Source organism: Kitasatospora sp. NPDC015120, assembly GCF_043080305.1.
Lineage (GTDB): Bacteria > Actinomycetota > Actinomycetes > Streptomycetales > Streptomycetaceae > Kitasatospora.
On the sequence record NZ_JBIBVJ010000004.1, the window covers coordinates 191,676 to 217,260 of the forward strand.

The following is a 25,585-nucleotide window of genomic DNA, read 5'->3' on the forward strand; positions in this document are numbered from 1 at the left end:
TCCGGGGCCCGCCGGCCCCGGAGCACGCCGGCCCCGGAGACCGGCGGCCTCCGGGGCGGCCGCCTCAGAGGTTGCCGCGGCGCTCCTGCTCGCGCTCGATGGCCTCGAAGAGCGCCTTGAAGTTGCCCTTCCCGAAGCCCAGCGAACCATGCCGCTCGATGAACTCGTAGAAGACGGTCGGACGGTCGCCGATCGGCTTGGTGAAGATCTGCAGCAGGTAGCCGTCCTCGTCGCGGTCGACCAGGATGCCGCGGCTCTTCAGCTCCTCGATCGGCACCCGGACCTTGCCGATCCGCTCGCGCAGCTCGGGGTCGTCGTAGTACGAGTCGGGGGTGTTGAGGAACTCGACGCCGCGCGAGCGCAGCACGTCGACGGTGGTGAGGATGTCGTTGGTGGCCAGCGCCATGTGCTGGCAGCCCGCGCCGGTGTAGAACTCCAGGTACTCGTCGATCTGGGACTTCTTCTTGGCGACGGCCGGCTCGTTCAGCGGGAACTTCACCCGGTGGTTGCCGCTGGCGACGACCTTGGACATCAGCGCGGAGTAGTCGGTGGCGATGTCGTCGCCCACGAACTCGGCCATGTTCACGAAGCCCATGACCTTGTTGTAGAAGGTGACCCACTCGTCCATCTTGCCGAGCTCGACGTTGCCGACCGCGTGGTCCAGGGCCTGGAACAGGCGGCGCGGCGAGCCCTCCGGGTGCTGCACCTTGCTCTGGGCGGCGATGTAGCCGGGCAGGTACGGGCCGGTGTAGCGGGAGCGGTCGATCAGGGTGTGGCGGGTCTCGCCGTAGGTGGCGATCGCCGCGCGGCGCACGGTGCCGTTCTCGTCGGAGACGTCGTTCGGCTCCTCCAGGACGGTGGCGCCCTGGGCGCGGGCGTGAGCGATGCACTTGTCGACGTCCGGGACCTCCAGGGCCAGGTCGACGACGCCGTCGCCGTGGCGGCGGTGGTGGTCCAGCAGCGGGCTGTCGGGGGAGACACCGCCCTTGATCACGAAGCGGCAGGAGCCGGAGCGCAGCACGAAGGCCTTGCGGTCGCGGCGGCCGGTCTCCGGGCCGGAGTAGGCGACCAGCTCCATGCCGAAGACGGCCTGGTAGAACTGGGCCGTCTGGGTGGCGTTGCCGACCACGAACACGACGGCGTCCTGCGCGGTGACCGGGAACGGGTCGCCGGCGGGGTTGTGCTCGACGAGGCCGACGAGGCGGCGCAGCTGCTCGGCGTCGAGACCGGCCTCGCGTTCCTCGGGGGTCAGCTCAAGGGCGTGGGACTGCGGGGTCATCGGTCGTTCCTCCACATTGAGGCCTCGGCATTGAGGCATCCGCTTGAGGCTGCCGCGCCGCGGTGCCGGGGTGAGGGCGGATGCGGGCGGCTGAGCGGAGAGCTTGCTCCAGCCGGGCGGATTGAGCAACAGATCGGGTTTTCACTGTTCAATGTGTACAAGGTGATCAGGAAATCGCTGGTCAGGCTGTGCAGAATGCTCGGTGGATCCGGGGGGTTTCACGAGTTCTGCGCATCGGCCCCGACCGGGCGAGTGTGCTGGTCAGGGCGGTGGAGGGCGGTGGACGGCGGTGGAGGGCGGCCGGAACGGCTCAGGGCGGGGGCGTGCAGGGCAGGAGGTGGCCGTCGAACCACTCGCGGGCCAGCTCGGCGACCCGGTCCAGCGCCCCGGGCTCCTCGAACAGGTGACCGGCGTTCGGGACGACCGCCAGCTCGCTCTCGCAGCGCAGCCGCTCGCGCGCCCGCCGGTTGAGGTCGATCACCACCTCGTCCCGGCCGCCGACGATCAGCAGCGTCGGCGCGAGCACCGTGCCCAGCGCCTGCTCGCCGGCGAGGTCCGGCCGACCGCCCCGGGAGACCACCGCGCCCACCCCGTGCCCGAGCCGGGCGGCCGTCCACAGCGCGGCGGCGGCGCCGGTGCTCGCGCCGAACAGCCCGAGCGGCAGGAACGCGCCCCCGGTCGCCCGGGCCTGCTCGGCGGGCAGTGCGCGGGCCACGTCGGTCAGCCGGGCGCCCAGCAGCTCGACGTCGAAGACGTTGCGCCGGTCCTCCTCCTCGTCCTCGGTGAGCAGGTCGAACAGGAAGGTGGCCAGCCCGGCGTCGTTCAGCCGGGCGGCCACGTGGCGGTTGCGCGGGCTGTGCCGGCCGCTGCCGCTGCCGTGCGCGAACACCACGATGCCGTGGGCATCGGCGGGCACCGTCAGCCGGCCGGTCAGCCGGGCACCGGCGGCGGGGAGCGTCAGCTCGCGGTCGGACGCCGGGACCGCCTCGTCGGACCCGGGCACCCCGGCGCTGCCGGTTCCCGGCCGTTCGGCGGACCCCGCTTCGTCGTCGGACCCCGGCCGGGCGGCTGACCCCGCTTCGTCGGCGCGGGCCGCGGCGAGGTGGCGCAGCACCTCCGCGTCCTCGGTCTGCGAGAAGTCCGCGTAGAACTCGCCGATCGCGAAGAACGGCGACGGCGTGCCCACGCACACCAGCTCGTCGGCGACCCCGCTCAGCCGCTCCGTCCACTCCGGCGGCGCCACCGGTACGGCGAGCACCACCCGCTCCGCCCCGCGCGCCCGCACGATCAGGCAGGCGGCCCGGGCGGTCGAGCCGGTCGCGATGCCGTCGTCGACCACGACCACCGTCCGCCCGTGCAGGTCCACCGGCGGGCGCCCGCCCCGGTAGCGGCGCGCCCGGCGTTCCAGCTCGGTCCGCTCACGGGCCTCCACCACGGCCAGCTGCTCCGGCGTCACCCCGGCGGGGCGCAGCACGTGGTCGTTGATCACCCGCACCCCGTCCTCGCCGATCGCCCCCATGCCCAGCTCCGGCTGGTACGGGACGCCCAGCTTGCGGATCACGCAGATGTCCAGCGGCGCGCCGAGCGCGGCGGCCACCTCGGCGGCCACCGGGACGCCGCCGCGCGGCAGGGCCACCACGACGGTGCGGGGGCCGCGCAGGTGGCCCAGCCGGGCGGCCAGCCGGCGTCCGGCGTCGGTGCGGTCGGTGAAGCGGGTACCGGTGGCGTGCATGGTGTCGGCCTCCGGTTCCACCGTACGTCGCCGGGGCGGTGCGCGGCGGGACGGGAGGTTCCGGGGGTCCCGTCCCGGCCCGGACGTGCCCGGATGTGCCCGGACCGTCCCGGCCCGCCCTGTCCGGTCCCGGGCGGGGCCGGGAAGGCCCGGGACGCGGATGGGGCCGGCCGCCCGTGCGTCCGGGACGACGGGCGGTCCAGCGTGGTGCACACCGGCCCGGTGGGCCCTCCCTCACCCACCGGGCCGTCCGACCCGCCGACCCCGCCGAAGGAGCCGACCCGTGTCCTTCCCCCGCCCGCACCACCACCACCCCGCCCCCGACGCCGCCGCGCACGTCCCCGCGCCGCACGTCCCGGCGCCGCACGACCCCGCCGCGCACGCCCCCGGCCTGCACGCCACCGGCGACCCGGTGAACGGTGCCCCCGCCACCGGCTGGACCGTCGCCACCGCGCTGCCCGTCAGCTACCGGGTCCGCTTCACCCCCGGGGTGCTGGACCCGCGCAACCCGGCGCTCGCCCGGGCCGGCGGCCCGCCCGGGCGCCGGCTCGTCGTCGTCGACGCCCACGTCCACGACCTGCACGGCGAGCGCCTGCGCCGCTACCTGGCCGCCCAGGGAGTCGAGCACGAGACGCACGTCCTGCTCGCCCACGAGCAGGTGAAGACCATGGACGCGGTCTTCCAGGTCGCCGACCGGATGGACTCCTTCGGGATCTCCCGCCGCGGCGAGCCGGTGATCGCGGTCGGCGGGGGCGTGCTCACCGACGTCGTCGGCCTCGCCTGCAGCCTCTACCGCCGCTCCACGCCCTTCGTGCGCGTCCCCACCACGCTGATCGGCCTGGTCGACGCGGGCGTCGGCGCCAAGACCGGCGTGAACCACGGCCGCCACAAGAACCGCCTCGGCACCTACCACCCCGCCGTCGACACCCTGCTCGACCCGGCCTTCCTCGCCACCCTGGACCGCCGCCACATCGGCAACGGGCTCGCCGAGATCCTCAAGGTGGCGCTGATCAAGGACGCCGACCTCTTCGTCCTGCTGGAACGCCACGGCCGCGACCTGCTCGACACCGGCTTCCAGTCCCCGGGCGCCGGCGCCGCCGTGCTCGGCCGCGCCGTCCACGGCATGCTCCAGGAGCTCCAGCCCAACCTCTGGGAACACCGCCTGGAACGCCTGATGGACTACGGCCACTCGTTCAGCCCGACCGTCGAGATGCGTGCGCTGCCCGAACTCCTGCACGGCGAGGCGGTCTGCGCCGACATGGCGCTCACCACCGTCGTCGCCCGCCGCCGCGGCCTGGTCGACGCCGGGCAGGCCGAACGGATCCTGCGGCTGATGCGGCGGCTCGAACTGCCCGTCTGGCACCCGCTGATGGAGCCCGTCACGCTCGGCGAGGCGCTCGCCGACACCGTCCGTCACCGCGACGGGCGGCAACGGCTGCCGCTGCCCCGCGGGATCGGGGCGGGCGTCTTCGTCGACGACCTCGACGGGGCCGAACTCGCCGACGCGGCCGGGTGGCTGCGCACCTGGTCGGCCGGGGACGGTGCCGGGGCGGGCTCCGGTGCGGGCGCGGCGGGGGCCGTGGAGGGGAGGGGGACGCGTGCGTAGCGCCGTCGTGATCGCCGACACCACCGCACCGGCCGACGTCCACGGGGTGCACGGCGCCGCCGGGACCACCCAGTGGACCTGCCTCGCCCGCCGCGCCGGACTCGCCGGGGACTGGGAAGCCGTCGAATGGGCGCGCATCCCGGCGGGCGGCGTCAGCGGCGAACACCTCCACACCCGCACCCGCGAGGTGTACGTGCTGCTCGCCGGGGAGGGCGAGGTCACCCTCGACGGCCGCCCGCACACCGTCCGCGCGGGCGACGCCGTCCTCACGGCGGTCGGCACCCGGCACGGGCTGCGCAACACCGGAACGGGGCCGCTGGACTGGCTGGTGATCGAACTGCCCGCCGACCTGCGCGACGACCTGCGCAGTGACCCGACGGCCGCCGCCCCGGTGGGCAGCACCGTGGTCCGCGACCTGCGACGCACCGGTCCGCTCGACCCGTCCGCCGTCATCGGCGGACCGCTGCGCCTGCTGCGGCACGTCGAACTCGCCACCGGGGAGCGTGACTTCCTGCTCGCCGACGGCGTCGAGCACACCGTCTTCGTCCTCGGCGGCACCGGCCGGGCGGGCACCGCGGACATCCGGGTGCCGCTGCGCCCCGGCACCGCGTTCACCCTGCCGCTCGGCACCGACCTCCACCTCGCGGCCGGCCCCGGCGGGCTCGTCTACCTGCACGCGGAAGTCGTGCCGACGAGCGGGGGGCGGCGATGATCGTCACCCGGACGGCCGCGCCCCGCCTGCTCCTCGGCCCCGGCGCCCAGCGGATCCGCACCCGCTGCCTCGCCCGCCGCGGCATGCTGCACAGCGAGTGCGAGGCCTTCGAGCACATCGGCCTCGGGCCGGGCGCCTGCTACGACCTCACCGGCCGCGACTCCACCGAGGCGGCCTGGTACGTGCTGCGCGGCCCCGTCGTCCTGGTCGACTGCCCGGACCACCCGCTGCGGCTGCTCGACCGCGGCACCCTCCTGCTCGCCCCGCACGGCGAGTCCGTCCACCTGCACGGCGGCCCGCTCGGCGCGGAACTGCTCTGCCTCACCGTCCTGCCGGACGAGGTGAGCGCCGCCCTGCCGGAACGCCGGCCGCAGCTCGGCCGGGGCACGGTGCTCGGCGGGGGTGGCGGCGGGTCGGCGGCCGTCCCGGGACCGGCCCCGGCGCGGGCCGGGACGGGCCGTCCGGGTTCGTGCTGAGGGGCGGGTGGCCCGGGCCCGGGTGGGTGGTTGGCGTTCGCCGATGGTGTTCGCGGGGTGCGGCTGGGGTCGGCCCCGGGCCTGGGCGTCGCCCGGTCCAGGGGGTGGGCGGTGGGGCATCGGGCGCTCCGGGGTGCGGGTCGGGACGGATCGTGCGGGCCTGTGCCGGAGGGTGACCCGCCCGGGTGGGTGGTCGGCGTCCATCGACGGTGTCCGTGGGGTGTGGGCTGGGGTCGGCCCCGGGCCTGGGCGTCGCCCGGTCCAGGGGGTGGGCGGCGGGGAGTCGGGCGTCCTGGGGGGCGGGGACGGATCGCGCGGGCTCGTGTGGAGGAGCGGGTGGGTGGTTGGTGCTCGCCGACGGCGCTTCGTGGGGTGTGGGTCGGGGCCGGCTTCCGGTCCGGGCGTCGCCCGGTCCAGGGGTGGGGGCCCGGGGAGCCGCCCCGGGTGCGGGGGTCGGCCAACCGGCCCGGGCCGGAGGCCGGGGGCCGCCCGGGATGCCCCAGGGCCTGCCCCCGGGCGTCCCGGGCGGGGGAGCGGGGCGTGGTGGGGGCCGGGGGCTCAGGTGGGCGGGGCGGTGGGTGGCGCAGCGTGGAGGCCGCAGTCCGGAGTCGTCCGGACGGGAGGAGGCCGCCATGCGTCGAGGCGTCCGGCTCGATCGCCGCATCCAGGCCGGTGCCGCACAGGTCTCGCTGGCGGTGCGCAGCGGCGAGGCGTCGTGGGCCGAACTCGGGGCGCGGCTCGACGGGTTCGGGGCCGGCCGGTTCGTCGTGGTGACGGACGGTACGGCGCCCGCCGGTCCGCTGGGCCGGGTCCGCGCGCTCGCCGCCGGCCTGGCGCCCACCACCGTGCACGACCTGCGCGACGGACCGCTGCCCGCCGCCCCCGCCGGGGCCGTCGTGGTCGCCGTCGGCGGTGAACGCGCCTGTGGGTACCCGGCGGACGTGCGGGTGCCCACCGACCTGGCCGCCGCGTGCGGTCCGGCGGCGGCCCTGCACCGGCCGGTCCCGGCCGCCGCGCTGGCCTGGGTGCGGGCCGACGTCCTCGCGGAGCGTCCCGCCGCGTGGACCCGCGCCGGGATGGTCGCCGTCGTGCGCCACGTGCTCGCTGTCTGCCCGGCCCACTACCCGGTGCTCGCCGCCCTCCTCCACCCCGGGGCGCGGTACGACGAGCCGACGCTCACCGCCCTGCTCGCCCTGTGCGCCGACGCGCGGGCCGCCCTGGTCTGCTTCGACCCCGAGGAGACCGGCCCCGCGCTGGCCCTCGGCTACGGCCGCGGCCTCGCCGGTGCCGTGCGGGCCGCCGCCGGTCCCGACCTCGCGCCCGGCGACGCCGAGGCGCTGGGCCTGCTGCTCGCCGCCCGGGTGGCGGCGCGGCTCGGGCTGGCGGACGGCGCCACGGGCTGGGCCCACCGGGAGCTGCTGGCCCGCAACGGTTCGGCGACCGCCCTGCCCGGCGGGGTCGACCCGGACCGGCTGACCGCCGCGCTCGCCGTCGCGAGCGCGCCCGGGCTGCTGCTCCTCGCCGAGCCCGGCCGCCCGTACTGCGCCGGTGGCAGGCTGCTGACCCCGGTGGACGGCACGGTGCTGAGGGCCGCGGTCGACGGCCTGGCCGACGGTGCGGGGGCGGGCGTCCCGCGCAGCCGCACCGCCGTCGCGGAGCCCGCCCGGGCCGTCGCGCTCCGGGGCGCCGGACCGGTCCCGGGCACGTCGTGAGGACGCGGGGACCGGGGCCCGGGCGCAGGCCGGGAGCGGGCCGGGCGCAGGCCGGGAGCGGGACAGGACCCGGCTCCCGTGCGACCGGGACGACAGGCGCCACATCGTGGAGATCGGAAACGGTCCAGTACGGACCGCAGGACACAGAAGGAGCTCCCGTCATGCCGGGCACCGTCATCACCGACCTCCGCCGCCGCGGCGCCGTCGACCCCAGCCGGGTGCTGACCGGACCGCTGCGCGCCGTCGGACTGCAGTGGCTCGATCCCGGCCGCAGCGTCGAGGTCACCGCCGAGGGCGTCGAACGCGCCCTGTACATCACGGCCGGCTCGGGCACCGCCACGGTGCCCGAGGCCGGGGCCGGGCCCGGGGCCGACGCCGGGAGTGAGCCGTCGGCGGCCGCCGACTCCGGGATCCCGCTGGTCGAGGGCACCGCCGTGACCCTGCCGCTCGGCGCGCGCACCGTGCTCACGGCCGGCACCGCCGGTCTGGAGTACTTCCACGCGGTGCTCGCCGTGGCCGGCCACCCGGGCCGGGCCCTGGCCCACCCGGCGGCGGACCGGCCGAGCACCGAACGCCCGGCGGACGGCCGCCCGGCCGCCGGACGACCGGAGACCGACCACCCCGACGCCGGCCACCCCGACACCGGCCATCCCGATGCCGAACGCCCCACGACCGGACGCCCCACGACCGGACGCCCGACGACCGGACGCCCCGCCGCCGGCCACCCCGACCACCCCGACACCCCTCCGAGCCCGAAGGGAGGCGAGCCAAGGTGATCGTCACCACCGCCACGGCCTCGGCCGCCGTCATCCTCGGCCCGAACGGCGAGCGCGTGCGCCTGCGCTGCCTGGCGCGCCGCTCCATGCTCGCCAGTGCCTGCGAGAGCTTCGACCACCTGCGGCTGAGCCCCGGTGCCCACCACCTGCTGCCGGGTCGGCCCGACACCGAGACCGTCCTGTTCGTGGTGCGCGGCTCCCTGCTCGTCGGCCGGACCGCCGACGAGCCGGACCACCTGGCCGCCGACGGCGATCTGCTGCTGGCGACCCGGGGCCGGGAACTGCTCCTGGAGGCCGGTCCGCTCGGCGCCGAGGTGCTCTGCCTCGCCCTGGCCGCGCCCCGCCGCACCACCGCGACCAGGCGCTCCCTGGCCCGGCGGCGCGCCGAACGGCGGAGCCGGCCGTGACCGGCCCCGCCGAGACGGCAGCCGCGGCCCGCACCGAGGCCCCCGCCCGCACGGCGGGGGCCGCCGGTGCCCCGGACCGCAGCGCCGCCACCATGGCGGCGCTGCGGTTCGAGGCGCCGCACCGGGTCGTGCTCGCCCGGGTGCCCCGGCCGGCGCCGCCCGGGCCGGACGCCGTCACCGTGCGCACCTCCCTGGTCGGCCTCTGCGGCACCGACCTCGAACTCCTCCACGGCACCGCCGCCTACCTGCGCGACGGGCGGGCCCGCTTCCCGCTCGTCCCGGGGCACGAATGGTGCGGAACGGTCGCCGAAATCGGCCGCGAGGTCACCGAGTTCGTGCCCGGCGACCGGGTGGTGGGCCAGACCATGGTGCACTGCGGCCTGTGCCGGATGTGCCGGCGCGGGCGCCGACCGCTGTGCGAGCGCCTCACCGAGGTCGGCCTCTACGGCCGCCAGGGCGCCGCCGCCGAGTACGTGGTGCTGCCGGAACGCGCGCTGTCCCGGATTCCCGGCCGGCTGCCGGACCGGGCCGCCGTGCTGACCGAACCGGCGGTGACCGTGGTGGCCGGACTGGAACGGTCCGGATGCCGGCTCGGTGACCGGGTGGTCGTCCTCGGCACCGGCACCATCGGCCTGCTCGCCGTCCAACTCGCCGCCCGGCTGGGCGAGTCGGTGGACGCGGTGGGCATCGACCCGGCCGGGCGGCGGCTCGCGCTGCGCTGCGGCGCGCGCCGCGCGCTGAGCCCCGAGCAGGCGCGCGCCGCCGGCACCGACCGCTACTCGCTCGCGGTCGAGGCGTCGGGCGCGGCCCCGGCGTTCGCGCTCGGTCTCGACCTGCTCGAACCGGGCGGCCGGCTCGCCGTGATCGGCGTGGGCGGCGGCCCGTGCCCGGACTTCGATCCGGGCCGGCTCGCCCTGCGCGGGCTGGAGGTGATCGGCGTCCGGCACGGTCTGGACCACTACGACCGCACCCTGCGGCTGCTCCGGGACGGCGTGCTGGCGGCCGAGCCGCTGATCGCCGCCGTGCTGCCGCCGGCCGCCGGGCCGGAGGCGTTCCGGCTGCTGGCGGGCGGCCGCAGCGGCCCGCCCAAGGTGCTCCTCGACTTCGGCCGCGTCGGCGACGCGGCGCCCACCCCTCCCCCCGAAGGAGATCCCGCGTGATCCTCGTACCCGCCGCCGTCCCCCGGACGGCCCCCGCGTTCCGGCGGCTGATCGACCCGCAGCACCTGCCGTCCGTGCACGGCGGGCTGACCGTCGAGACCCTGCCGCCCGGTGTCCGCGTCGAGCACCACCCCTCCCGGGTGGGCGAATCCGTGACGCTGGTGCTCTCCGGCGGGATCCGCTCGGCCGGGCGCGTGCTCGGCCCGGGCGAGGGCCTCTACCACCCGCCCGGCAGCGTCTGCGGACTCACCGCCCTGCCCGGCGCGCCCGCCGCCGTGCTGACCGTCCGGCCGCTCGCGGTGCCGGGCGACCGGCCCGCGCCGCGCCCCCACCCCGTCCCGCTCGCGCCGCCGGGGCCCGGCCCCCGCTCCCCCGGCGACGCCCCGGACCCGCCCGCCCCGGCGGTGCCCGCCGCCCGCAGCAGCGACACCCGCACCCACCACCACACCGACGCCGACACCCGCACCCACGCCCGTGCCGGCGCCGGGAGCACACCGGTCGCCGGCTCGGCCGGCATGGCGGTGCACTGGCTCGCCACCGACGAGACGGTCGGCGCCCTGCGGCTCACCGTCGCCGCCTCGCGGTTCGGCGCCGGGGGCAGCCACGACCTGCACCGGCACCCGCACGCCGACGAGTTCTTCCTCGTCCTCACCGGCGGCGGCACCCACCTCACGGAGACCACCGGGATCCCGGTCCGCGCCGGGGACCTGGTGTTCGTCCCGGCCGGCGAGTGGCACGGCTTCCGCACCGGCCCGGCCGGTCCCACCGCCGCCCTCTACGGCTACCTGGGCGCGCCGAGCCTCGCCCGGGCCGGCTACCAGGTCCGCCCCGCCGCCGCGGCGGAGGTGCCCCGATGAGCATCCCCGGGCCGCACCACCGCCACCTCGACGGCGGCGCGCGGACGCCCACGGTGGCCGTCGTCACCGGGGCCAGCTCCGGCATCGGCCGGGCCACCGCCGTCGCCCTGGCCCGGGCCGGGCACGCGGTGGCGATCGGCTACCGCACCGACCTGGCCGCCGCCCGCCGGACCGCCGAACTGGCGGGCGGGCGGACCGTGCTGCTGCCGCTGGACCTCGCCGACCCGGCGGGCGCGGCGCGGGCCGTGCACGGCGCCGCCGAACGGCTGGGCGGCATCGACATCCTGGTCAACTCGGCCGGGATCAACCACCGTTCACCGCTCCTGGAGGAGAATCTGGACGACTGGCGGCGGATCCTCGCGGTGGACCTCACCGGCCCCTTCGCCTGCGCCCAGGCGGCCGCCCGCCGGATGGTCGGCCAGGGGCGCGGCGGGCGGATCGTCAACGTCACCTCCGTCCACGAGTTCACCCCGATCCTGGGCGGCTCCGCCTACTGCGCGGCCAAGGGCGCGCTCGGCGCGCTCACCCGGGTGATGGCCCTGGAGCTGGCGCCGTACGGGATCACCGTCAACGCGGTCAGCCCCGGCGAGACCGCCACCCGGATGAACGGCGTCCTGGACGACCGCGCCCTGGACGGCCGCGACCTCGGCGCACTCGCCCGGCCCGCCATCCCGGTGGGCCGGCCCGGCCGGGCGGCCGAGGTCGCGGCGGCCATCGTCCACCTGACCGGCCCGGACGCCGGGTACACCACCGGCGTGTCGCTCACCGTCGACGGCGGCCTCAGCCTGATGAGCGCGATCGCCAACCAGCGCGACGCCTCCCACGAACGGGCCCCGCGCCCGGGGGCACCCGACGCCCTGGAAACCCCGGAAGCCCCGGAAACCTCCGAAGCCCCAGCACCTCCCGGAAGGAGCGCCCGATGACCGGCATTCCCGGCGCGCGCGCCGTGCACCACGTCGCCTACACCGTCCCCGACCTCGACCAGGCGGTGGCGTTCTTCACCGAGGTGCTCGGCGCCCGCCTGCTCTACCGCCTCGGGCCGGTCGCCGCGCCGCCCGGGGACGAGGACTGGATGAGCCGCCAACTCGGCGTCCACCGCTCGGCGGTGGCGTACATCGCGATGCTGCGCCTGGGCCCGGTCAGCAACCTGGAGCTGTTCCAGTACACCGCCCCGGGCCAGCGCCGCGAGCAGCCCGCCAACAGCGACTGGGGCGGCCACCACCTCGCGATCGCCGTCGACGACGTGGACCGCGCCGTCGCCCATTTGCGGCGCCGGCCCGGCGTCGAGGTGCTGGGCGAGCCGCAGACGATCACCGACGGCGGACCGATCGACGGCGACCGCTGGGTGTACGTCCGCGCGCCCTGGGGGCTGCAGCTGGAGGTGCTCGCGATGCCGCCCGGCATGCCCTACGAACGCTCCACCCCGGACCGGCTGTTCACGCCCCAGGGGCCGTGGGACGGCGCCGGCGCGCCGCCGGACGGGGCCGGTCCGTCATGATCGGGACCACCGCCGCCGTGGTGCGGGAGACCGGTGGGCCGTTCCGCCCGGAGACCGTCCGGCTGGACGGCCCCCGCGCGGACGAGGTGCTGGTCCGGATCCGCGCCGTCGGCATCTGCCACACCGACCTGAGCGTGCGGGCCGGCCGCACGCCCGCACCGCTGCCCGCCGTCCTCGGCCACGAGGGCGCGGGCACCGTCGAGGCGGTCGGCGCCGCCGTCACCCGGCTGCGGCCCGGCGACCGCGTCGTGCTGACCTTCGACTCCTGCGGCGCCTGTCCGCCCTGCCGGGCCGGGCTGCCGGTGCGCTGCGACCACTGGGCCGCGCTGAACCTGTCCGGCGGCTCCCGGCTGGACGGCAGCGCCACCGTGCACGGCACGGGCCGCCACCGCGGCACCGCGCTGCACGGCCACTTCTTCGGCCAGTCCTCCTTCGCGGCGCACGCCCTCGCCGACGAGCGCAACGCCGTGCCCGTCACCGGCCCGCCGGTGCCGTTCGAGGTGCTGGCGCCGCTCGGCTGCGGCGTGCAGACCGGCGCGGGCGCCGTCCTCCACGTGCTGCGGCCCGAACCCGGCGACACCCTGGCGGTGTTCGGCGCGGGCGCGGTGGGACTGGCCGCCGTCCTGGCGGCCCGGTCGACCCCGGTGGTGCGGATCGTCGCCGTCGACCTGCGCCCCGAGCGGCTCGCCCTGGCCCGGGAGCTCGGTGCCACCGACGTGGTCGACGCGGGCGCCGCGGACCCGGTGGCGGCGCTCCGCGACCTCACCGGCGGGCGCGGCGCACAGCACACCCTGGAGACCAGCGGCAGCGTCCGCGCGCTGCGCCAGGCCGTGGAGGCGCTGGCGGTCGGCGGGACCTGCGGGGTGGTGGGCGCGCCGCCGGCCGGCAGCGAGGTGGGCCTGGACGCCCCCGGGCTGCTCGCCCGGGCGCCCAGGATCATCGGGGTGAACCAGGGGGCGAGCGTGCCGCAGCGGTTCCTGCCGGTGCTGGTGGACCTGTTCCGGGCGGGACGGCTGCCGGTGGACCGGCTGGTGCGGACGTTCCCGTTCGCGGCGGTCGAGGAGGCGGCCGCGGCGGCGGAGGCCGGGGAGGTGGTGAAGCCGGTGCTGATGCTGCCCTGAGCTGCGCCGATGGCCCGCCGTCCCGCCCGCCGTCCCGTTCTGGGACCGGAACGGGACGGCGGGCCCATGTGCCCGGGGCGCGGCGCCGACCAGAGTGGAGTGCGGAGCGGTTGACCGGCTCGACCGCCCGGAGCCGAAGAATCTGGAGCACCCATCCCATGGCAACGAACACGACCTCGAAGACGCTCGGCGTCGCGTCCGCCCTCGTCGGCGTCGCCGCGGCGACCGCGGTCATCAGGAGCGCCGTCGTCGGCGCGGCGGCCAAGCCGGCCGCCGCGAAGGCGGGTTCCGCCGCGGAACCCGAGCGCCACTGCAAGCCGGGCCAGAAGGACTGCTGACCCGGTCACCCGTGACCGCTTCGCCGCAGCCCCTGCCCGAGCCACCCCCCGACCCCCCGCCCCCGCTCCCGGTCGTACCGGGAGCGGGGGCGGGGGGCGTGGTGCGCCGTTCCTCAGGAAGCGGGGGCGCGCCGCTGCGAGGGGTGCCGGGGGAGGACGGCCAGCACCTGGGTCCCGCTCTGCTGCGTGAGCCGGGCGATGGTGCAGTGTCCGCCGATCTCGGCCGCCCGGTCCGCCATCGACCGCAGCCCGACCCCGCCGGACGGCCCCGGCCGCGCCAGGTCCGTGCCCGCGGACCCCGGCGGAGCCGGGGAGCCCTCCTCGGGCGGCTGCGGGACGCCGAGGCCGATCCCGTCGTCCTGGACGGTCAGCGTCAGGTCCGCGTCGTCCACCCGCATCGTCACCCGGGCGTGCCGGGCGTCGGCGTGCCGCAGCACGTTGTTGAGCGCCTCGGCGGTGATCCGGTACGCGGCCACCTCCACGGCGGCGGGCAGGTCCGGCAGCGGGTCCGGGTCCAGGGTGGCCGTGACGGCGAGCCCGTCGGTGCTGAACGAGGCGGCCAGGTGCTGCACGGCCCGGGTGAGGCCGAACTCGCCGAGCGGCGCGGGCCCGAGCCGGTCGGTGATCCGCCGCACCTCCTTGATCGTCATCGCGAGGTCGCCCGAGATGCCCTGCAGCGTCCGCGCGATCTCCGCGGCCGCGACCCCGGCGTCCTCACCGGTGCCCGTCCCGCCGCCCGCCGCCGTCCCGCCGCCCGCCGCCGTCCCCGCCGCCGGGCCCGTCCCGCCCGCCGTCCCGGCCGTCCCCGCAGCCCCCGCGTCCGCCGTCGCCCCGGCCGCCGAGGCCGCGTTGTCGACCCGCAGCCGCAGCCCGGCCAGCGCCGGGCCGAGCCCGTCGTGGATGTCCCGCCGCAGGCAGCGCCGCTCCTCCTCGCGCGCGGCGACGATCTGCTCGCGGCTGGCCTGGAGGTCCTCCGCCAGCCGCAGCGAGGCGACGGCCGGCGAGGCCTGGTCGGCCAGCGAGCGCAGGATGTCGGCGTCGCTCGGCTCCAGCTGCTCCTCGCCCGCCCGCAGCCCCACCGTCAACTCCCCGATCACCACCCCGTGGTGGACCAGCTCGAAGCCGCGCACCGGCCCGTCCAGCCGCCCCACCGCCGCGAGCGGCCGGCGCCCGGCCCGGGTGGAGACGGCCAGCGCCACGCCCGGCAGCCTGAGCTCCTCCGCGACGGCCGTGCACAGCGCGGCCGGCAGCCGTTGCGGCTCGACCACCTGCCGGACCTGCCCGGCCAGCGTCCGCAGCACCTGGTAGGGCTGGGCGCGGTCGCCGTAGTAGAGCCGGTCCACCAGGCCCACCGCCCACCGGGCGGCCCGCGGCAGGCCCGCGCCCAGTGCGAAGACCAGCGCGATCAGCAGCAGCGCGGCGGCGCCCCGTCCGGGCACCAGCCACGCGGACAGCACCGCCGCGCACGCCACGAACAGCACGGTGAGCCCGGTGGCGAGCAGCAGCCCGGTCAGGACGGAGCGGGCCGCCCGGTCCAGCCGCCACCCGCCGTCCCGGACCACCAGGAAGGCGACGGCCACCGCCCACACCGCGCCGGCCGCCGTGAACAGCGAGTAGCTCAGCCAGTACTCGTACGCGTAGCGGCGCTCGTAGTACTCCTGCATGCCCGCCCAGAGCAGGTAGGCGCCCAGCATCCCGGCCAGGTGCGCGCGCCGCCGGGGCGCGCTGCGCCGCAGCAGCCGCACCAGCAGCACGGTGGCGGCGATCCCGATCAGCAGGTAGTTGGTGGCGTCGTAGAGGCCGCCGACCCGGTCGGCCACGGAGCCGAAGAAGTCCGCGGGCGCGCTGCCGGCGAGCGGGTTGGGCCGGCCGTAGACGGTCGGGCGGTCCAGGAAGGACATCGTGTCCGGGATCACCCAGAGGGTGACGGCACCGATGTACCACCACCACCGGCGGGTGGTCAGCCGGGCGGCCGGCAGCCAGAGCGGCAGCACGTAGAACAGGGTCACGCTGACGGTGTCGCAGACCGCGCGCACCACCGCGGCGGCGCCCACCAGCCCGGGATCGGTGACCTGCACCGAGACGGGTGCGGCGACGGCGCTCGGCAGCATGGACGTCAGCGCGTAGAGGAGCATCACCCAACCGAGCGGATTTCCGGGCCGGTGGGCGTGCAGCAGCATGCCCGCCGCCGCCGTCGGCAGGGCGTAGACCAGGATCGCGAGCTGGTCCCGCGGGCCCTCCACCCCGGAGTCGCCGAGGTGCACCAGGACGTAGCAGATCCAGAGGGTGGCGACCGCCAGGCAGAGCACGGTGAGCGCGGCGGCGCCGGTGAGCCGGCGCTGGGCGGGCGTCCGGCGTGGCGGAGCCCCGGCCCGGGTGTGCGGCCGGGGGCGGGAGGGGATCACCGTGGTCATGGCACCGCCTAGGGACGGGTGGGGAACGGGCCACCGACGGCCGGTCGCGGGGCCGGGCGCGCTTTGCTCCAGTGTCGGCCGCCCGCCGTCCCGGGCGCATGGGGCCGTGGTCTCGTCCGCCCCGGCCGGGGGGCGCCCCCCGGCGACGGCCCGTCCGCCGGACGGGCACCCGCCGTCACCGTCGTCACGCAAAGTTGCGAAGATATCGCTGGTAGTGTCGGCCACGTGGAGGAAAACCAGCCAGCCGAAGAACCGCGGCAGCCGGAGGGCCGGGCGGACGAGGAACGGGCGCCCGCGCCGGTCCGGGTCCTGATCGTCGACGACCACCCGCTGTTCCGCGAAGGCCTGAAGGCCGCCCTGGAGAGCGCCGAGGGCATCGTCGTCGTCGCCGAGGCCGAACGCGCCGGCGACGTACCGGAGGCGGTCGCCCGCCACCACCCGGACATGGTCGTGATGGACCTCTCGCTGCCGGACGGCTCCGGGCTGGAGGCCACCCGCCGGCTCTCCGCCGACCAGCCGGCCCCGCCGGTGCTGATGCTCACCATGGCGGACGACGACGGCAGCCTGCTCGCCGCCCTCCAGGCCGGGGCCCGCGGCTACCTGGTCAAGGGCGCGGGCCGCGAGGAGGTGCTGCACGCGGTGCGCACCGTCGCGGCGGGCGGAGCGGTGTTCGGCGCGGACGTCGCCGAGCGGATCACCACCCTGCTCGCCGGGGCCCGGGTGCGGGAGGCCGGCCAGCTCTTCCCGGCGCTCACCGCCCGCGAGGCCGAGGTCCTCGACCTGGTGGCGCGCGGACTGGACAACCGCCGGATCGCCCGGGAGCTGGTGGTCGCGGAGAAGACGGTCCGCAACCACGTCACCCACATCTTCGAGAAGCTGCACGTCGCGACCCGTGCCGAGGCCGTCGCCCGGGCCCGCGACATGGGACTCGGCGACGGCTGAGCCGCCCCGCGGGCGCGCCGCCGCCACCCCCGGGCTGGCCGGGCCGGGGCCGGGACCGGACCGTCGTCCCGCGCCGCCGGGACGACGGGACCCGCAGGATGCGGGGGAGGAGGCCCTCATCATGAGCGAACCGGCCGCGACCCCGGCCACCGCCGTGGCCCGGCACACCGCGGGCCCGGTCACCACGCCCGCCCGCCCGCACGGCCCGGCGGGCTCGTCCGCCACCACGGCGCCCCCGGCGCCGCACCCGGCCGCACCCCGGCACGCCGTCCTCGGCCCGGCGGCCTGGGTCTGCGTCGCGACCCTGCTCAGCGGGCTCGGCTGGGTCCTGCTCGCCGTCACCCACCCCAACGCCCCGTGGACCGCCCCGTTCTACCTCCACGACGGCGAGACCGTCCTCCTGGGCTTCGCCTTCGCGCTCTCCGGGCTGCTCATCCTCGCCCACCGCGCCGCCCCCGCCCCCGACGGCACCGCCCCGGCCCCCGCCGCCGGAGCGCCCGCCGGCCGCAGCCTCGGCCGCTGCCTGCTCGCCGCCGGGCTCGGCGGCTGCCTGTCCCGCTTCGCCCTCCTCGCCGCCGCGGTCACCGACGCCGGACCGGTGGCCGAGGCCCTCGGCGCGGCCCTGCTGCTGGCCTCCGTCGCCCTGTTCATCTTCGTCTCGCTCGCCCTCCCGCTCTGGCTGCCCGAGGGGCGGCTGCCCGGCGGAGCGGGCCGGGCCTTCGTCGCGGCCGTCGCGCTGTGGAGCGCCGTGCACGCGTGCGCCGTCCGCCTGCGCAGCCCGCTGCCCTACCACGGCGACGTCCTGCTGCCGCCCGGGCGAGGCCTGCCGCTGGACGAATGGCACGCCACCCTGGTCGCCTGGGGACTGGTCGCCGCCAGCCTGGCCGTCGCCGCCGTCCGCTGGCGGCGCTCCGCCCGGCCGCACCGCAGCGTGACCGCCGTCCTGGTGCCCTACCTGGTCTGGCTGGTCACCACCAACATCGCGCTGCGGCTCGGCAGCTCGGAGAGCGTCGCGGCGGTCGCCTACTTCGCCGGCTCCGCGCTGTGGATGCTCGGGGCGGTCGGCTACGCCTTCACCCGCGACCGCTCCCGCTACCTCGACCGGGCGACCCGCCGGATGCTCAGCGTCCTCGCCCTCACCGCCCTGCTGATCGCCGGCTACCTCGGCGTCGTACTGCTGCTGCGCCGCGCCGTGCCGCAGGCCAGCAGCGCCCCCGCGCAACTGCTCGCCGCCGCGGCGCTGGCCATCGGCGGCCTGCTCGGGCCCACCACCCGCTGGGTGGTGCGGGCCGTCGACCGCTTCTACTACGGCGACCGCGCCCGCCCCTACCAGGTGGTGCGGGCGCTCGCGGAACGGCTGAGCCGCGCCGTCAGCCCCGCCGACGCGCCGCCCCTGCTCTGCGACACCGTGGTCACCGCCCTCGGCCTGCCCGGCGCCCGGGTCGTGCTGCACACCCGCACCGGCCCGCACGAACTCGCCTCCGTCGGCACCCTCGGGCCCGCCAGCCAGGTCTTCCCGCTCAGCTACGAGGGCACGGTGATCGGGGACCTCTACGCGCCGCCGCGCACCGGTCAGCCCGAACTCGACGCCCAGGACCACGAGGTGCTGCGCTTCCTCGCCGACCAGGCCGCGCCCGCGATCGCCTCGCTGCGGATGTACGAGGAACTCCAGCGCGGGCGGCGGCAGATCGTGCTCGCCCGGGAGGAGGAGCGCCGGCGCCTGCGGCACGATCTGCACGACGGCCTCGGGCCGACCCTGTCGGGCCTGCGGCTCGGCGTCGACACCGCGCGGGCCGCCGTGCCCGAGGACTCCCCGGCGGCGCGCTCGCTGCTCGCGGTGTCGGCCGGGATCGGGCAGGCGATCGACGAACTGCGCCGGATCACCGAGGGGCTGGCGCCCGCCGCGCTGGCGGGGGAGGGGCTCGCGGTGGCGCTGCGGCGGCTGGTCGGGGAGCTGGACGGGGCGCGGGTGAGGATCTCGCTGGTGCTGGATCCGGACCCGCCGCCCGCGTTGCCGGCGGCCGTCGAGGTGGCGGCGCTGCGGATCAGCGGCGAGGCGCTGCACAACGTGCTGCGCCACTCGGGGGCGGGGCGGGCCCGGCTGACGCTGCGGGTGCGTCCGGAGGCGGTGGTGCTGGAGATCCGGGACGACGGCCGCGGCTTCCACGCGGGCGGCGGGGAAGGGGCGGGGGCCGTGCGGCGGGCCGGTTCGGGCGTCGGGCTGCGGTCGATGGCCGAGCGGGCCGAGGAGCTGGGCGGCCGGTTCGAGGCGGCCGACCACGACGGCGGCGCCGTCGTCCGGGCCGTGCTGCCGCGCACTCCCGAGCTCCCGCCGGTCGACGCCTGACCGCCGAGGCCTGACCCCCGGCGGCCGACGGATATCGGCCGCCGCCGCCCCGCCGCCCCTTGACGGGGACCTCGCTTCGCCCAATCATCATGGTCGCGTCAACTTTTCCGCGCGGCCGGCGGCCCCACACCCCCTCAGTACCCCTCCGCCGCCCGCGAGGTGGCGCGCTTCCGTTCTGCCCCACCGGATACCGGAGCCCCCATTGACCGAGCGCGCCCCGCGGCGATCCCGCCTGCGCCGAACCGCCCTGTCCGCCGCTGCCGCCGTCACCCTCGCGGCCGCCTTCCTCGTCCCCGCCGCCTCGGCGGCCCCCGCGCCCGCCGCCCCCGCCGCGCCGGCGGTGGCCGCCGCCCCCGACATCCCGGTCGCCAACGTCAAGGCGCACCTGGCCCAGCTCCAGTCGATAGCCACCGCCAACGGCGGCAACCGCGCCCACGGCCGCACCGGCTACAAGGCCTCGATCGACTACGTGAAGGGCAAGCTGGACGCGGCCGGCTACACCACCACCCTGCTGACCTTCAGCTACAACGGCTCGACCGGCTACAACCTGATCGCCGACTGGCCGGGCGGCGACACCTCGCACGTGGTGATGGCCGGTGCCCACCTCGACTCCGTCAGCGGCGGCCCGGGCATCAACGACAACGGCTCCGGCTCGGCCGGCGTCCTGGAGACCGCGCTCGCCGTCTCGCGGGCCGGCCTCAAGCCCGCCAAGCACCTGCGGTTCGGCTGGTGGGGCGCCGAGGAGTACGGCATGGTCGGCTCCAAGAACTACGTCAACGGCCTCGGTGCCACCGAGCGGGCGAAGATCGAGACCTACCTCAACTTCGACATGATCGGCTCGCCCAACCCCGGCTACTTCACCTACCGCTACGACAGCGCGCTCGACGCCCTGTTCCGCGACTACTTCGCCGGCCTCGGCATCAGCACCGAGCAGGACTTCGAGGGCGACGGCCGCTCCGACCACGCCCCGTTCCAGAACGCCGGCATCCGCGTCGGCGGCCTGTTCAGCGGCGCCGACTACACCAAGACCAGCGCCCAGGCCGCCAAGTGGGGCGGAACGGCGGGCCAGCCCTTCGACCGCTGCTACCACTCCTCCTGCGACACCAGCGCCAACATCAACGACACCGCGCTGGACCGGATGAGCGACGCCATCGCGTACGCGATCTGGACCCTCGCCGCCGGCAGCACCACCCCGCCCACCGGCACCGTCTTCGAGAACACGGCCGACGTCCAGATCCCCGACTACGGCTCGGCGGTGACCTCCGACGTCACCGTCACCGGCCGCCCCGGCAACGCCCCGGCCGCGCTCCAGGTCGGCGTGGACATCAAGCACACCTTCCGCGGCGACCTCGTCATCGACCTGGTCGCGCCGAACGGCACCGCCTTCCGCCTCAAGTCCTCCAGCAACGACTCCGCGGCGAACGTGCAGACCACGTACACCGTGAACGCCTCCGCCGTGCCGGCCGACGGCACCTGGAAGCTCAAGGTCCAGGACGTGGGCCCGCAGGACACCGGCTACATCGACAGCTGGAAGCTCACCTTCTGACGGAAACGCCGGGCGACCCCGGGGGCGCCGGTCCGCCGCGCGGCCGGCACCCCCGGAGGTCCGCCTACGGGGCCATCTCGTACGCGCCGGAGAGCGCCTCGACCATGCCCCACACCTTCGCCGCCCGTGCGCCGTCCGCGACCGGGCGGCGCACGTGCGCCAGCGCCCACGCCGCCTGGGCCTCACTGGTGGACGCCTTGCCGTGCAGCTCGGTGGCGTGCGCGGAGAAGTCCCGCACCAGCGCGTCGAAGACCTGGTCCAGCAGGTCCGCGTCCAGCCCGGTGAGCGCGGCCTGCTCCAGCACCAGCTGCCCGTAGACGATCAGTGCGAACAGCTGGCCGATCTCCAGCAGGAAGTCGAGGTCCGCCTGCTGCTCCGCGCCCGGCGCGTGGCTGAGCAGCAACTCGCAGAAGCCGTCGGCCTGTTCGCGGAACCGGGCGACGTTCGGCAGATGGCCGTGGGCGTCGTAGGCGGCCCGCCAGTCGTGGAAGCGGATCGCGCCGAGCCCGCGGGCCGGGCCCTGCCGGAACAGGAAGACGTCGTCGGCGGCGTCCTGCCGGGTCGGCACCGGGGCGTACTCGGCCGGGTCGAACAGGTAGTTCGCCATGAACTTGAGGATCAGCGCCAGGTTGACGTGGACGGTGCCCTCCAGCTTCGGCAGGCCGCGGATGTCCTTGGCGGCCTTGTCGAAGTAGGTGTCCGCCTCGAAGCCCTTGGCCGCGATGACGTCCCACAGGAGGTCGATGACCTTCTCGCCCTCGGTGGTGACCTTCATCTTGGTCATCGGGTTGAAGAGCAGGTAGCGGCGGTCCTCGGGGGAGGCGGTGCGGAAGTAGTCCACCGCCCGCGCGGAGAACAGCTTCATCGCCACCAGCCGTGCGTAGGCGTCGGTCAGCTCGCGGCGCACGTGCGGGAAGTCGGTGACCGGCTTGCCGTACAGCACCCGGTTGCGGGCGTGCGTCACGGCCTCGTACATGGCGTGCTCGCAGATGCCGACCGAGGCGGTGCACAGGTTGAACTTGCCGACGTTCACGGTGTTCAGCGCGGCGTCGAAGGCCGCCCTGCCGGTGTGCAGCACGTCCTCGGCGCGGACCGGGTACTCCTCCAGCCGGAACTCGCTGACGTACATCTGGGCGTTCACCACGTTCTTCACCAGGTGGTACGCCTCGTGGCGGCTGTCGGCGGCGAAGAAGACGTAGCCCTCCGGCCCCTCGACGTCCGAGCGGCGGCCGAAGACCGAGACCAGCCCGGCGACGTTGCCGTTGCCGATGTAGTACTTGGAGCCGGTGGCGGTGAAGCCGCCCTCGCCGTCCGGGGTGAGGATCATGTCCGTCGAGTAGATGTCGGCGCCGTGGCCGCGCTCGGAGAGGCCGAAGGCCATGACGTGGCCCTCCGCCAGGAGCCGGGCGGCGCGCGCCCGTACGGCCTCGTTCTCGCTCTGCCACACCGGGCCCAGGCCCAGGATGGTGACCTGCCAGGTGTACCAGTAGCCGAGGCCGTAGAAGCCGAGGATCTCGTTCAGCTCGGCGATCCGGGCGGTGTCCCAGCGCTTGGCCGGATCGGCGGCGGAGGGGGTCAGGAACTCGGCGAACAGGCCTTCCCCGGCAGCGAATTCGAGGAAGTCGGCGTACCAGGTGCGGTCGATGTAGGTGTCGATCAGCGCCTTCTTCCCGCGCGACTCGAACCAGTCGACGGTCGCGCGCAGCAGCCGCCGGGTCGGCTCGTCGAACTGTGCGGGGTCGTAGGTGCGCGGGTTGAAGAGCATCGCGGGCTCCCGGGGGTCGAGGGTGCGGGTGAGGGGTGGGGTGGGTGGGTGGGGCGGTGGTCAGCGGCCGGGGGCGCCCGGGCCGCCGGCCAGCTCGCGCAGGGTGGCGAGCACGTCGTCGAGCCAGGCGATCGTCATCCGCTCGTACTCGATGCCGCCGCGCAGCACCACGTGCTGGAGGCGCTGCTGCGCGTCGAGCGCGTCGAGCGCGTCCGGGGCCGCGGCCGGGCCGCCGGCGCCCGGGAAGTCGCGCCGCTCGCCGTGCAGATAACGGGCGAGCAGGGCGGCGTGGCCCTCCCGGTGGCGTTCGACCTCGGGGATCAGCGCGGCCGGGTCGTCGAAGGCCGCCGCCCGGATCCGGACGGCCAGCTCGTGCCGGACGGTCTCCGGCTCGACGGGTTCGCGCAGCCAGGCGGCGAGCGCGGCCCGGCCGGGCGGGGCCGCCGAGTACACCTTCTTGTCCGGCCGGCCGTCCTGGGCGACCTCCTCGGCGCGGACCCAGCCGTCCGCCTCCATCCGCCGCAGCACCCGGTAGATCTGCTGGTGGGTGGCGGTCCAGAAGCGGCCGATGGACCGGTCGAAGCGCCGGGCCAGTTCGTAGCCGGAACCGGGCCGTTCCAGCAGCGAGACGAGGATCGCGTGCTCCAGTGCCATGGGCGGAATCCTGCTATGCAACGAGTTGCATAGGCAAGGGCGGCGGCCGGGGGTGAGACGGAGCTCACCCGCCGCAGCGGCAGGGCGCGGAAGGGTAATCGCCCAGCTCAAAAGGTGCAAAACGGTTGAAGGGCGCCAGAATGGTACTGGGCTAGAGCCCTCCATGTTCGCAACCGAGGAGGTGGTATCGGTGTCGACCCAAACGCCGATGGGCATGGAGCACCATCCGGACATCGTCGAACTCCGGGAGCACTACGAGCGGGTCACCCTGACCCCGCGGGCCCAGGCCGTCGAGGCCCTGGCCGTTCTGGCCGGCCTGTTCCTGGCGGCCTCGCCGTGGATCGTCGGCTTCACCGCGTTCACCACGCTCACCGTCACCTGCCTGATCGTCGGCATCGCCTACTGCGTGCTGATGGCCGGCTACGGCTCGGCGTACGAGCGCACCCACGCACGGGCCTGGGCGGCGACCCTGCTCGGCGCGTGGACGATCATCTCCCCGTGGGTCGTCTCCGGTGAGGTGGACCGCGGCCGGAACATCGTCACCTGCCTGATCACGGGTGCCGTCATGTTCCTGCTGGGGCTCGCCGCCATCTCGATGGCGACGATGACGTCGAACGGGGCGGCGATGCGGCGCGGCCGGGCCGGCCGGGCCAGGGGCTGACGGTCACCGCGAGCCCGACACCCGGGGCGCGGAGGGCGGCAGCGCCGCTCCGCGCCCCGGGCGCGCGACCCCGTCCGGCGGCTACGGCCGGGTCATCCGCAGCACGTCCAGTGCCTCGTCCAGCTGCTCCAGCGTGAGCCGCCCCTGCTCGACGTAGCCGCGCTCCAGCACCACCTGACGGATGGTCTTGCGCTCGGCGAGCGCCTGCTTGGCGACCTTGGCGGCCTCCTCGTACCCGATGTACCGGTTCAGCGGCGTCACCACCGACGGCGAGGACTCCGCGTACTCCCGGGCCCGCTCGGCGTTGGCCGTGATCCCGTCCACCGCGCGGTCGGCCAGCAGCCGGGCGCCGGCGGCGAGCAGCCGGACCGACTCCAGGACGTTGCGGGCGATCACCGGCAGCATCACGTTGAGCTCGAAGTTGCCGCTCGCCCCGGCCACCGTGACGGTGGCGTCGTTGCCGATCACCTGGGCGGCGACCATCAGCACCACCTCGGGCAGCACCGGGTTCACCTTGCCCGGCATGATCGAGGAGCCGGGCTGGAGGTCCGGCAGGTTCAGCTCGCCGAGACCGGTGCGCGGCCCCGAGCCCATCCACCGCAGGTCGTTCGCGATCTTGGTGAACCCGACGGCGACGGTGCGCAGCTGGCCGCTCAGCTCGACCAGGCCGTCCCGCGCGCCCTGCGCCTCGAAGTGGTCGCGGGCCTCCGTCAGCGGCAGCCCGGTGGTGCGCGCGACCTCCTCGATCACCGCCGCCGCGAACCCGGGCGGGGTGTTGATGCCGGTGCCCACCGCGGTGCCGCCCAGCGGCAGTTCGGCGACCCGGGGGAGGGTGGCGAGCAGCCGCTCCCGCCCGTGCCGCACCTGCGCCGCGTAGCCGCCGAACTCCTGGCCGAGGGTGACGGGCGTGGCGTCCATCAGATGGGTGCGCCCCGCCTTGACGACGTCCGCGAACTCCGCCGCCTTGCGCTCCAGTGCCTCCGCCAGGTGCTCCAGCGCCGGGATCAGCTCCTGGCTGACGGCGGCGGTGGCGGCGATGTGGATCGAGGACGGGAAGACGTCGTTGGACGACTGGCTCGCGTTGACGTGGTCGTTGGGGTGGACCGGCCGGCCGAGGCGTTCGCCGGCCAGGGTGGCGATCACCTCGTTGGTGTTCATGTTGGACGAGGTGCCCGAGCCGGTCTGGAAGACGTCCACCGGGAACTCGGCGTCCCAGCGCCCCGCCGCCACCTCCTCGGCGGCGGCGGCGATCGCGGCGGCGGTCTCCTCGTCCAGCACGCCGAGCCGGGCGTTGACCCGCGCGGCGGCGGCCTTGATCCGGGCCAGCGCGGCGATGTGCGCCCGCTCCAGGCGCTGGCCGGACACCGGGAAGTTCTCCACCGCCCGCTGCGTCTGCGCCTGCCACTTCGCCCCGGCCGGCACCCGGACCTCGCCCATCGAGTCGTGCTCGATCCGGTAGTCGCCGGTCATCTGCTCGTCACCCATCGTGCGCTGCACCTCCTGAACGGTCCCGGCCGGCACGGGGCCCCTTCGGGCCCGGGGCCCCGTGCCCGGCCGGGTACGGCTTCCGCACACCACAGCC

The 25,585-nt window shown here is 76.3% G+C and carries 22 protein-coding genes; 16 read left to right on the forward strand and 6 right to left on the reverse strand.

Annotated features, from left to right (window positions below; translation table 11 throughout):
* Nucleotides 1-64 precede the first annotated feature (64 nt).
* Nucleotides 65-1,279, reverse strand: coding sequence for a 4-hydroxyphenylpyruvate dioxygenase (hppD, locus tag ACF1AK_RS12520; RefSeq protein ID WP_391498765.1), 1,215 nt, complete (start codon nucleotides 1,277-1,279; stop codon nucleotides 65-67).
* 310 nt (nucleotides 1,280-1,589) lie between these two features.
* A complete protein-coding gene (locus ACF1AK_RS12525; RefSeq protein ID WP_391498766.1) occupies nucleotides 1,590-3,011 on the reverse strand; it encodes a phosphoribosyltransferase family protein in 1,422 nt (473 codons plus the stop codon).
* A 391-nt stretch (nucleotides 3,012-3,402) separates the two neighbouring features.
* On the opposite strand from ACF1AK_RS12525, the gene ACF1AK_RS12530 reads away from it, so the two are divergent.
* From ACF1AK_RS12530 to ACF1AK_RS12585, 12 genes are all read left to right on the forward strand, one after another.
* A complete protein-coding gene (locus tag ACF1AK_RS12530; RefSeq protein WP_391499053.1) occupies nucleotides 3,403-4,617 on the forward strand; it encodes a sedoheptulose 7-phosphate cyclase in 1,215 nt (404 codons plus the stop codon).
* Nucleotides 4,610-5,329: a cupin domain-containing protein gene (locus ACF1AK_RS12535; protein WP_391498767.1), complete on the forward strand. Its 720-nt coding sequence runs from the start codon at nucleotides 4,610-4,612 to the stop codon at nucleotides 5,327-5,329. The genes ACF1AK_RS12530 and ACF1AK_RS12535 overlap by 8 nt, the downstream gene beginning before the upstream one ends.
* Nucleotides 5,326-5,805 carry a hypothetical protein gene (locus ACF1AK_RS12540; RefSeq protein ID WP_391498768.1) on the forward strand — a complete coding sequence of 160 codons (480 nt, stop codon included), beginning with the start codon at nucleotides 5,326-5,328 and terminating at the stop codon, nucleotides 5,803-5,805. Before ACF1AK_RS12535 ends, ACF1AK_RS12540 begins: the two co-directional genes overlap by 4 nt.
* A gap of 632 nt (nucleotides 5,806-6,437) precedes the next feature.
* A complete protein-coding gene (locus tag ACF1AK_RS12545) occupies nucleotides 6,438-7,517 on the forward strand; it encodes a hypothetical protein (RefSeq protein ID WP_391498769.1) in 1,080 nt (359 codons plus the stop codon).
* 161 nt (nucleotides 7,518-7,678) lie between these two features.
* Nucleotides 7,679-8,293 (forward strand): hypothetical protein, encoded by a 615-nt coding sequence (locus ACF1AK_RS12550; RefSeq protein ID WP_391498770.1) that lies wholly within the window; start codon nucleotides 7,679-7,681, stop codon nucleotides 8,291-8,293.
* Nucleotides 8,290-8,700 (forward strand): hypothetical protein, encoded by a 411-nt coding sequence (locus ACF1AK_RS12555; protein WP_391498771.1) that lies wholly within the window; start codon nucleotides 8,290-8,292, stop codon nucleotides 8,698-8,700. Before ACF1AK_RS12550 ends, ACF1AK_RS12555 begins: the two co-directional genes overlap by 4 nt.
* Nucleotides 8,697-9,860 (forward strand): zinc-binding dehydrogenase, encoded by a 1,164-nt coding sequence (locus ACF1AK_RS12560; protein ID WP_391498772.1) that lies wholly within the window; start codon nucleotides 8,697-8,699, stop codon nucleotides 9,858-9,860. Before ACF1AK_RS12555 ends, ACF1AK_RS12560 begins: the two co-directional genes overlap by 4 nt.
* Nucleotides 9,857-10,717, forward strand: coding sequence for a cupin domain-containing protein (locus ACF1AK_RS12565; RefSeq protein ID WP_391498773.1), 861 nt, complete (start codon nucleotides 9,857-9,859; stop codon nucleotides 10,715-10,717). Before ACF1AK_RS12560 ends, ACF1AK_RS12565 begins: the two co-directional genes overlap by 4 nt.
* Nucleotides 10,714-11,640 (forward strand): SDR family oxidoreductase, encoded by a 927-nt coding sequence (locus ACF1AK_RS12570; protein WP_391498774.1) that lies wholly within the window; start codon nucleotides 10,714-10,716, stop codon nucleotides 11,638-11,640. Before ACF1AK_RS12565 ends, ACF1AK_RS12570 begins: the two co-directional genes overlap by 4 nt.
* Nucleotides 11,637-12,215 (forward strand): VOC family protein, encoded by a 579-nt coding sequence (locus tag ACF1AK_RS12575; RefSeq protein ID WP_391498775.1) that lies wholly within the window; start codon nucleotides 11,637-11,639, stop codon nucleotides 12,213-12,215. The genes ACF1AK_RS12570 and ACF1AK_RS12575 overlap by 4 nt, the downstream gene beginning before the upstream one ends.
* Nucleotides 12,212-13,336, forward strand: a complete 1,125-nt coding sequence (locus ACF1AK_RS12580; RefSeq protein ID WP_391498776.1) for an NAD(P)-dependent alcohol dehydrogenase — start codon at nucleotides 12,212-12,214, stop codon at nucleotides 13,334-13,336. The genes ACF1AK_RS12575 and ACF1AK_RS12580 overlap by 4 nt, the downstream gene beginning before the upstream one ends.
* 158 nt (nucleotides 13,337-13,494) lie before the next feature.
* Nucleotides 13,495-13,674: a hypothetical protein gene (locus ACF1AK_RS12585; protein WP_391498777.1), complete on the forward strand. Its 180-nt coding sequence runs from the start codon at nucleotides 13,495-13,497 to the stop codon at nucleotides 13,672-13,674.
* 113 nt (nucleotides 13,675-13,787) lie between these two features.
* Here the strand turns inward: ACF1AK_RS12585 and ACF1AK_RS12590 are convergent, their stop codons facing one another.
* Nucleotides 13,788-16,088 carry a sensor histidine kinase gene (locus ACF1AK_RS12590; protein WP_391498778.1) on the reverse strand — a complete coding sequence of 767 codons (2,301 nt, stop codon included), beginning with the start codon at nucleotides 16,086-16,088 and terminating at the stop codon, nucleotides 13,788-13,790.
* 309 nt (nucleotides 16,089-16,397) lie between these two features.
* Between ACF1AK_RS12590 and ACF1AK_RS12595 the strand changes: the two genes are divergently transcribed.
* The 3 genes from ACF1AK_RS12595 to ACF1AK_RS12605 all read left to right on the forward strand — a co-directional run bounded on the left by ACF1AK_RS12595 (nucleotide 16,398) and on the right by ACF1AK_RS12605 (nucleotide 20,923).
* A complete protein-coding gene (locus ACF1AK_RS12595; RefSeq protein ID WP_391499054.1) occupies nucleotides 16,398-17,030 on the forward strand; it encodes a response regulator in 633 nt (210 codons plus the stop codon).
* A gap of 121 nt (nucleotides 17,031-17,151) precedes the next feature.
* Nucleotides 17,152-19,377 carry a sensor histidine kinase gene (locus ACF1AK_RS12600; protein ID WP_391498779.1) on the forward strand — a complete coding sequence of 742 codons (2,226 nt, stop codon included), beginning with the start codon at nucleotides 17,152-17,154 and terminating at the stop codon, nucleotides 19,375-19,377.
* A gap of 247 nt (nucleotides 19,378-19,624) precedes the next feature.
* Entirely contained in the window at nucleotides 19,625-20,923 is a 1,299-nt protein-coding gene (locus ACF1AK_RS12605; protein WP_391499055.1) for a M28 family metallopeptidase, read from the forward strand.
* Nucleotides 20,924-20,987: 64 nt separating this feature from the next.
* Here ACF1AK_RS12605 and ACF1AK_RS12610 read toward each other — a convergent pair whose 3' ends face one another.
* Nucleotides 20,988-22,688, reverse strand: a complete 1,701-nt coding sequence (locus tag ACF1AK_RS12610; RefSeq protein WP_391498780.1) for an acyl-CoA dehydrogenase family protein — start codon at nucleotides 22,686-22,688, stop codon at nucleotides 20,988-20,990.
* A gap of 60 nt (nucleotides 22,689-22,748) precedes the next feature.
* A complete protein-coding gene (locus ACF1AK_RS12615) occupies nucleotides 22,749-23,342 on the reverse strand; it encodes a PadR family transcriptional regulator (protein WP_391498781.1) in 594 nt (197 codons plus the stop codon).
* Nucleotides 23,343-23,532: 190 nt separating this feature from the next.
* On the opposite strand from ACF1AK_RS12615, the gene ACF1AK_RS12620 reads away from it, so the two are divergent.
* The gene (locus ACF1AK_RS12620; RefSeq protein WP_391498782.1) at nucleotides 23,533-24,003 is read left to right on the forward strand and encodes an SPW repeat protein; all 471 of its coding nucleotides are present in this window, start codon (nucleotides 23,533-23,535) and stop codon (nucleotides 24,001-24,003) included.
* An 81-nt stretch (nucleotides 24,004-24,084) separates the two neighbouring features.
* Here the strand turns inward: ACF1AK_RS12620 and ACF1AK_RS12625 are convergent, their stop codons facing one another.
* A complete protein-coding gene (locus tag ACF1AK_RS12625; RefSeq protein ID WP_391499056.1) occupies nucleotides 24,085-25,488 on the reverse strand; it encodes a class II fumarate hydratase in 1,404 nt (467 codons plus the stop codon).
* Nucleotides 25,489-25,585: the final 97 nt, after the last annotated feature.